The following is an 8,022-nucleotide window of genomic DNA, read 5'->3' as shown; positions in this document are numbered from 1 at the left end:
GCCCCGGCCTGCCCGTGGTAGGCCGCCCAGTCCACCGCGACACCCGCGACCCAGAGCTGCCCCAGAGCCGACGTCAGCGCGCCGACCTCCGCCTGGTCGCGCCGCGCCGCCGGGATCCGCCGCACGTTGCCGACGATCTCCGCCACCATCGCGGTCAACGTCGCGTCCGGGCCGACCTCCAGGAACGTGTCCACGCCCTGCGCCCGCAACGCCGCCACCCCGTCGGCGAACCGGACGGGCTGGCGTACGTGCCGCACCCAGTATTCGGGGTCGGTGATCTCGGCGGCGTCGGCCACGGCACCGGTCACGTTCGACACGATCGGGGTCCTTGGCGCCCGCCAGTCCAGCCCCGCCACCACCGCCCGGAACTCGTCGAACATCGGCTCCATCAACCGCGAGTGGAACGCGTGACTTACCGACAACTCCTTGACCCGCCAGCCCCGCTCACGGGCAGCCGCCACCACCACGGCGACCTCGCCGCCGGCACCGGAAACCACCACCGACGCGGGACCGTTCACCGCAGCCACATCCACCGCAGCGCCCGACGCCTCGATCAGCTGACCAACCGCGGCCTCGGGCGCGCCGACCGCCGCCATCACGCCACCGGCCGGCAACGCCTGCATCAACCGACCCCGCGCCGCCACCAGCGTGCACGCGTCAGCGAGGGACAACATCCCCGCCACGTACGCGGCCGTCACCTCACCGATCGAATGACCCGCCAGGAAGTCCGCCTTCACACCCCACGAGGCGAGCAACTCCCACAACGCCACCTCCACCGCGAACAGGCCAGCCTGCGCGAACACCGTCTGATCCAACAGAGCGGCATCGTCCGACCCCGGCTCGGCGAACACGACCTCCCGCAACGGACGCGGCAACAAACCGTCGAACCCGGCGCACACCCCGTCGAACGCCGACGCGAACACCGGGAACACCCCGTGCAACTCCCGGCCCATGCCGGCACGCTGCGAGCCCTGACCGGTGAACAACACCGCCCGACGACCCGCCGACACCACACCCGACACCACCGACGGCCGCCCCTCGGCCACCGCCGAGAGCCCCGCCACCAGCCCGTCGACGTCCGAGCCCCACACCACCGCACGATGCTCCAACGCCGCCCGCGACACCGCCAACGACCACGACACATCCGACAGAGCGAGGTCAGACCGGCCCCGCACGAACGACGCCAACCGCGCCGCCTGGCCGGCAAGGGCCCCCTCCGAGCGCGCCGACACCACCCACGGCACCGGCAACTTCGTCGCGGAGACGAAAGCCGGATCAGCCAGGGGCTCGACCGTCGGGGCGGAGGTCGGCCCGCCGGCGGGCGCCACCGCCCCGGTCGACGGCTCTCCCGCCTCGGACGCCGGCCGCGCCGCCGGGGTCGACTCCAGCCCGGACGCGTGCTCCGGCTGCTCGATGATCACGTGGGCGTTCGTGCCGGAGATGCCGAACGACGACACCCCCGCCCGACGCACCCGTCCCACCGCCGGCCACCCACGCGCCTCGGTGACCAACTCCACCGCACCCGACGCCCAATCCACATGCGACGACGGCGAGCCCACGTGCAGCGTCGCCGGCACCATGCCGTGCCGCATCGCCAAGACCATCTTGATCACGCCGGCCACCCCGGCAGCCGCCTGCGTGTGACCGATGTTCGACTTCACCGACCCCAACAACAGCGGCTCGTGGTCGTCCCGACCCTGCCCGTACGTCGCCAGCAGTGCCTGCGCCTCGATCGGATCACCGAGGGTCGTGCCCGTACCGTGCGCCTCCACCACGTCCACGTCACCGACGCCCAACCGGGCATTGGCAAGCGCCTGCCGGATCACCCGCTGCTGCGACGGACCGTTCGGCGCCGTCAACCCGTTCGACGCACCGTCCTGGTTGACGGCGCTACCGCGCACCACCGCCAGGACCCGCCGACCGTCCCGCCGCGCGTCCGACAACCGCTGCACCAGCAGCACGCCCACGCCCTCGGACCAGCCGGTGCCGTCGGCGTCGTCCGAGAACGACCTGCACCGGCCGTCGGGAGACATCCCGCGCTGGCGGGAGAAGTCGATGAACGTCTCGGGGGTCGCCATGACGGTGACGCCGCCCGCGAGGGCCAGGTCGCACTCCCCGGACCGCAGCGCCTGCACGGCCAGGTGCAGCGCCACCAGCGACGACGAACACGCCGTGTCCACCGTCACCGCCGGCCCCTCGAAGCCGAACGAGTACGCCACCCGCCCCGACAGCACGCTGCTGGCCGTGCCGACGCCGAGGTAGCCGTCGAGGGTCTCCGGCACGTCGGCCAGGCCGGCGGCGTGGTTGTGGTACATCATGCCGGCGAACACGCCGACCGGGCGGCCGCGCAGCGCGAGCGGGTCGATCCGGGCGTCCTCGATCGCCTCCCACGAGGTTTCCAGCAGCAGCCGCTGCTGGGGGTCCATGGCGAGGGCCTCGTGCGGCGAGATCTTGAACAGGTCGGCGTCGAAGTCGCCGGCGTCGGCCAGGAAGCCGCCTTCGCGGGCGTAGCTGGTGCCCCGGCGCGCACCCGTCGGGTCGTACAGCTCGTCGAGGTCCCAGCCCCGGTCGGTCGGGAAGTCGGTGATGCCGTCCCCGCCGGCGGCGAGGAGGTCCCACAGCTGCTGCGGGGAGCGCACGCCGCCGGGGTAGCGGCAGCTCATGCCGACGATCGCGATCGGCTCGTCGAGTGCCGCGACGGCGGCGGCCGGCGCCGGCAGCGGGTCGGCGTCCGTGCCGGTCTCGGCGTCCAGGTGGTCGGCCAGGGCGAGCGGGGTCGGGTGGTCGAACACGAGGGTCGCCGGCAGCCGCAGGCCGGTGACCGCGCCCAGCCGGTTGCGCAGTTCGACGGCGGTCAGCGAGTCGAAGCCCAGGTCGGTGAACGGGCGCGCGGCCTCCACGGCGGCGGCGTCGGCGTACCCCAGCACGGCCGCGACCTGGTCGAGGACGAGCCGCAGCAGGGCCGCGGCGCGCTCCTCGGGGTCGAGCCCGGCCAGCTGTCCGGTGAGGGCGGCGGTGTCGGCGGGGCCGGTCCGTGCGGCGCGCCGGCGGGGCGCCCGGACCAGGCCGCGCAGCACGGGCGGCAGGGTGCCCGCCTCGGCCTGGGCGCGCAGCGCGGGGCCGTCGAGCGTCATCGGCACGGCGACCGGCAGGCCGGCCAGCAGGGCGGCGTCGAGGAGGGCGAGGCCGTCGGTGTGCGGGAGGGGCCGCACGCCGGCGCGGGCCAGCCGGTCGGTGTCGGCCCGGTCGAGGCCGGCGGTCATGCCGCCGCCCGACTCGGCCCAGGGCCCCCAGGCCAGGGTGAGCGCCGGGCGGCCGGCGGCCCGCCGCCGGTGGGCGAGCGCGTCGAGGTAGGCGTTGGCGGCGGCGTAGTTGGCCTGGCCGGGGCTGCCCGTCACGCCCGCCGCGGAGGAGTACGTGACGAAGAGGGCGAGGTCCAGGTCGGCGGTCAGCTCGTGCAGGTGTGCGGCGGCGTCCACCTTGGGCCGGAGCACCGCGTCGAGGGATTCGGCGGTGAGCGCGGTCAGGGTGCGGTCGGCGAGCACCCCGGCGGTGTGCACCACGCCGGTCAGCGGGTGGGCCGGGTCGATCCGGTCCAGCAGAGCGGCCAGGGCGTCCCGGTCGGCGACGTCGCACGCCTCGACCGTCGCGGTGGCGCCCAGGTCGGCCAGCTCGGCGAGCAGGTCGGCGGCGCCGTCCGCGTCGGCCCCGCGCCGGCTGGTCAGCACCAGGTGGCGGACCCCGTGCCGGGTGACCAGGTGGCGGGCGGTCAGCGCGCCCAGGGCGCCGGTGCCGCCGGTGACCAGGACCGTGCCGTCGGGGTCCGGCGACGGGGCCGGGGCGTCGGATCCGGTCGCGGCGACGAGCCGGGGCACCCGGACGACGCCGTCGCGGACCGCCGCCTGCGGTTCGTCGGCGCGGAGCAGGCCGGCGAGGGCGGCGGCGGAGCGGTCCGGGTCGTCGACGTCGACGAGCAGGAACCGGCCGGGGTGTTCGGCCTGCGCGGAGCGGAGCAGACCCCAGACGGCGGCGCCCGCCAGGTCGTCCACCTCGGCGTCGTCGTCCACGGCGACCGCGCCCCGGGTGAGCACCACGAGCCGGGATCCACCGGTGTGCCGCTCGGCGGCGAGCCAGCCCCGCAGCACGCCGAGGACCTCGGCGAGCAGGTCGTGGACGGGTCCGGGGCCGGTCGCGGCGGCGCCGGTGACCGGGTACAGCACGGTGTCGGGCACCCCGGCGTCGACCAGCGCGTCGAGGTCGGCGTGGCGGGCGGCGGCCACGCCGGACGGCAGCGGCGCGGGACGGTCGCCGAGCACCGCCCAGGTGGTGGCGCCGGGTGCGCCGACGGCGTGCCGGGGCCAGTCGAGGCGGAACAGCGAGCGCCGCCAGGAGGACCCGCCGGAGGCCGGTTCCCCGGCCGGCAGGGGCCGCAGCACCAGGGAGCCGATCCGGGCGACGGGCGCGCCGGCGGCGTCGGCGACCAGCAGCGTCACCGTGTCCGGGCCGGTGGGGGTGAGCCGTACCCGCAGCGTGTCGGCCCCGTGGGCGCAGAGCGTGACGGCCGACCAGGAGAACGGCAGCCGGGCCTCGCCGGGGTCGACGATGCCCAGCCCGACCGCCTGCACGGCGGCGTCGAGCAGGGCCGGGTGCAGCGCGTACCCGCCGGCCTCGCCGGCCGCCGGCTCGGGCAGCGCCACCTCGGCGTAGACGTCCGCGCCGAGCCGCCAGGCGGCGCGCAGCCCGCAGAAGGCCGGGCCGTACGCGAAGCCGGCCCGCGCCGCCCGCCCGGTCAGCTCGGCCACGTCGAGGGCGGTGGCGCCGGGCGGCGGCCAGGCCGTCAGCGGGGTGCCGTCCTCCCCCGGTTCCGGGGTAAGCAGGCCGGTGGCGTGCCGGACCCAGAGGTCGTCGGTGCCGGCGCGGCGGGCGTGGACGGTGAGCTGCCACACGTCGGCGCCGGCCCGTTCGGCGGCCACCTGCACGTCGACGCCGCCGGTCTCGGGCAGCACCAGCGGCTCCTGGAGGGTCAGCTCGGCGAGCCGTTCTGCGCCGACCTCCGCGCCGGCCCGCAACGCCAGCTCCACGAAGCCGGTGCCGGGAAGGAGCAGCACGTCGCGTACGGCGTGCTCGGCCAGCCACGGCTGGGTCTCCACGGACAGCCGGCCGGTTAGCGTCACCTCGTCGCCGTCGGCCGAGCGGAACACCGCGCCGAGCAGCGGGTGGCCGGTCGGGGTCAGCCCGGCGGCGGTCACGTCGGCGGGCCGCGGCAGGGGCAGCAGCCAGTAGCGTTCGCGCTGGAACGCGTACGTGGGCAGGTCGACGGGCGCGGGCGGGCCGTCGAACAGGGCGGCCCAGCGCACCGGCACGCCCCGCGCCCAGACGGTGGCGGCGGCGGCCAGCGCGGTCGCCGCCTCGTCGGAGTCGGCGCGCAGCAGCGGGGCGCAGACCGCCTGGTCCGTGCCGACGATCTCCTGGGTGAGCGCGGAGAGGACGCCGCCGGGCCCCACCTCGACGTACGCGCCGACGCCCAGCTCGCGCAGGGCGGTCACGGCGGCGCCGAAGCGCACGGTGTCGCGGACGTTGCGCAGCCAGTACGCCGGGGAGCGCACCTCGTCGGCGTCGAGCAGCGCGCCGGTCACGGTGGAGACCAGGGGGATCCGGGGAGCGGCGAAGGTCAGCTGCCCGAGCACGTCGGCGAACGCGTCGAGCATCGGGTCCATCCGGGCGGAGTGGAACGCGTGGCTGACCCGCAGCCGCCTGGTCTGCCGGCCGAGGGCCGCGAAGTGTCCGGCGACCGCCAGCACGGCGTCCTCGTCGCCGGAGACGACGACGGACTCCGGGCCGTTGACGGCGGCCAGCCCCGCGCCGGCCGCCTCGGCGGCGGCGTCGAGGTGCTGGCGCACCTCGGCCTCGGTGGCGCGGATCGAGACCATCGCGCCGCCGGTGGGCAGCGCCTGCATCAGGGTGCCCCGGGCGGCGACGAGGCGGGCGGCGTCGGGCAGCGACAGCACGCCGGCGATGTGCGCGGCGGCCACCTCGCCGACGGAGTGGCCGGCCACGAAGTCGGGCACGACGCCCCAGGACTCGACGAGCCGGTAGGCGGCCACCTCGACGGCGAAGAGCGCCGCCTGGGCGTAGCCGGTGCGGTCGAGCACGTCGGCGGGGCCGTCGAGCACGCCGCGCAGGGGCCGGTCGAGGTGCCTGTCCAGCTCGGCGCAGGCGGCGTCGAGGGCGTCGGCGAAGGCCGGGAACGCGCCGTACAGCTGCCGGCCCATGCCGACGCGCTGGGCGCCCTGGCCGGTGCAGAGCACCGCGACGCGGGTGGGGCTGGCCACCCCGCGCCGCACGGACGCCGTCGGGACGCCGTCGGCGAGCGCGCCGAGCCCGGCGAGCAGCTCGTCCCGGTCGGCGCCGAGCAGCACGGCCCGGTGTTCGAGGGCGGACCGTCCGGCGGCCAGCGCCCGGCCGACGGCGGCCGGCGCGGCGTCGGGGTGCTCGGCGAGCCAGGAGCACAGCCGGCCGGCCTGGGCGGTGAGGGCGGCGGCGCTGCGCGCGGAGACGACCCAGGGCATCGGGTCGGGCCCGGCGACGGCGACGGCGGGCGGCTGCGGCGCGGCCGGGGCGGCCTCGACGACGACGTGGGCGTTGGTGCCGCTGACGCCGAAGGAGGAGACGCCGGCGCGCATCGGCCTCGTCCCGCGCGGCCACGGGCGCGGCTCGCGGAGCAGGCTCACCGCGCCGGCCGACCAGTCGACGTGCGGGGACGGCTTGTCGACGTGCAGGGTCCTCGGCAGGACGCCGTGCCGCATCGCCATGACCATCTTGATCACGCCGGCGACGCCGGCGGCGGCCTGGGTGTGGCCGAGGTTGGACTTGATCGAGCCGAGCCAGAGCGGCTGGTCGGTGGCCCGGTCGCGGCCGTACGTGGCGAGCAGGGCCTGCGCCTCGATCGGGTCGCCGAGGCGGGTGCCGGTGCCGTGGGCCTCCACCGCGTCGACGTCGGCCGGGGTGAGCCGGGCGTTGGCGAGGGCCTGGCGGATCACCCGCTGCTGCGAGGGGCCGTGCGGCGCGGTGAGGCCGTTGGAGGCGCCGTCGGAGTTGACGGCGGTGCCGCGCACCACGGCGAGCACGGGGTGGCCGTTGCGCTGGGCGTCGGAGAGCCGTTCCAGCAGCAGCAGTCCGGCGCCCTCGCTCCAGCCGGTGCCGTCGGCGGCGGCGGCGAAGGACTTGCACCGCCCGTCCGGGGACAGCCCGCGCTGGCGGCTGAAGCCGATGAACGTGTCGGGGCTGGACATGACGGTGACGCCGCCGGCCAGCGCGAGGGCGCACTCGCCGGAGCGCAGGGCCTGCACGGCGAGGTGCAGCGCCACCAGCGAGGACGAGCAGGCGGTGTCGACGGTCACCGCCGGGCCCTCGAAGCCGAAGGTGTAGGCGATCCGGCCGGAGACGACGCTGCCGTGGTTGCCGGTGCCGACGAACGCCTCGACCTCCTCCGGCACGCCGTCGAGGCGGGAGACGTAGTCGTGGTACATGACGCCGGTGAAGACTCCGGTGCGGCTGCCCCTGAGGGAGTCGGCGGCGATGCCAGCCCGCTCGACGGCCTCCCAGGCGACCTCCAGCAGCAGGCGCTGCTGCGGGTCCATCGCCAGGGCCTCCCGGGGGGAGATGCCGAAGAATCCGCCGTCGAACTCGCCGGCGTCGTGCAGGAAGCCGCCCTCGCGGGTGTACGACCTGCCGTGCGCGTCGGGGTCGGGGTCGTAGAGGTTCTCCACGTCCCAGCCCCTGTCGGCCGGGAACTCCGTGACGGCGTCGGTGCCGGAGTCGACCAGCCGCCACAGCGCCTCGGGGCTGTCCACCCCGCCGGGGTAGCGGCAGCTCATCCCCACGATCGCGATGGGCTCGTGGTTCTGCTCGTCGACGGCCCGCAGGCGTTCGCTGGTCTCGTGCAGGTCAGCGGTGACGCGCTTGAGGTACTCGCGGAGCTTGGCTTCGTTCGCCATCGGGGTGATCACCTGTCGCTGAGGG

The 8,022-nt window shown here is 76.4% G+C and carries 1 protein-coding gene; it reads right to left on the bottom strand.

Features of this window, described 5'->3' with window-relative positions; translation table 11 throughout:
* On the bottom strand, positions 1–7,997 hold a 7,997-nt coding region (locus tag ACWENR_RS16565), incomplete at its 3' end, for a type I polyketide synthase (RefSeq protein ID WP_452277852.1).
* Between the last annotated feature and the right edge of the window lie 25 nt (positions 7,998–8,022).

It is taken from the genome of Micromonospora sp. NPDC004336, assembly GCF_053602615.1.
The sequence above is the reverse complement of the archived record's forward strand: the minus strand, read 5'-3'. Positions and strand labels throughout refer to the sequence as shown.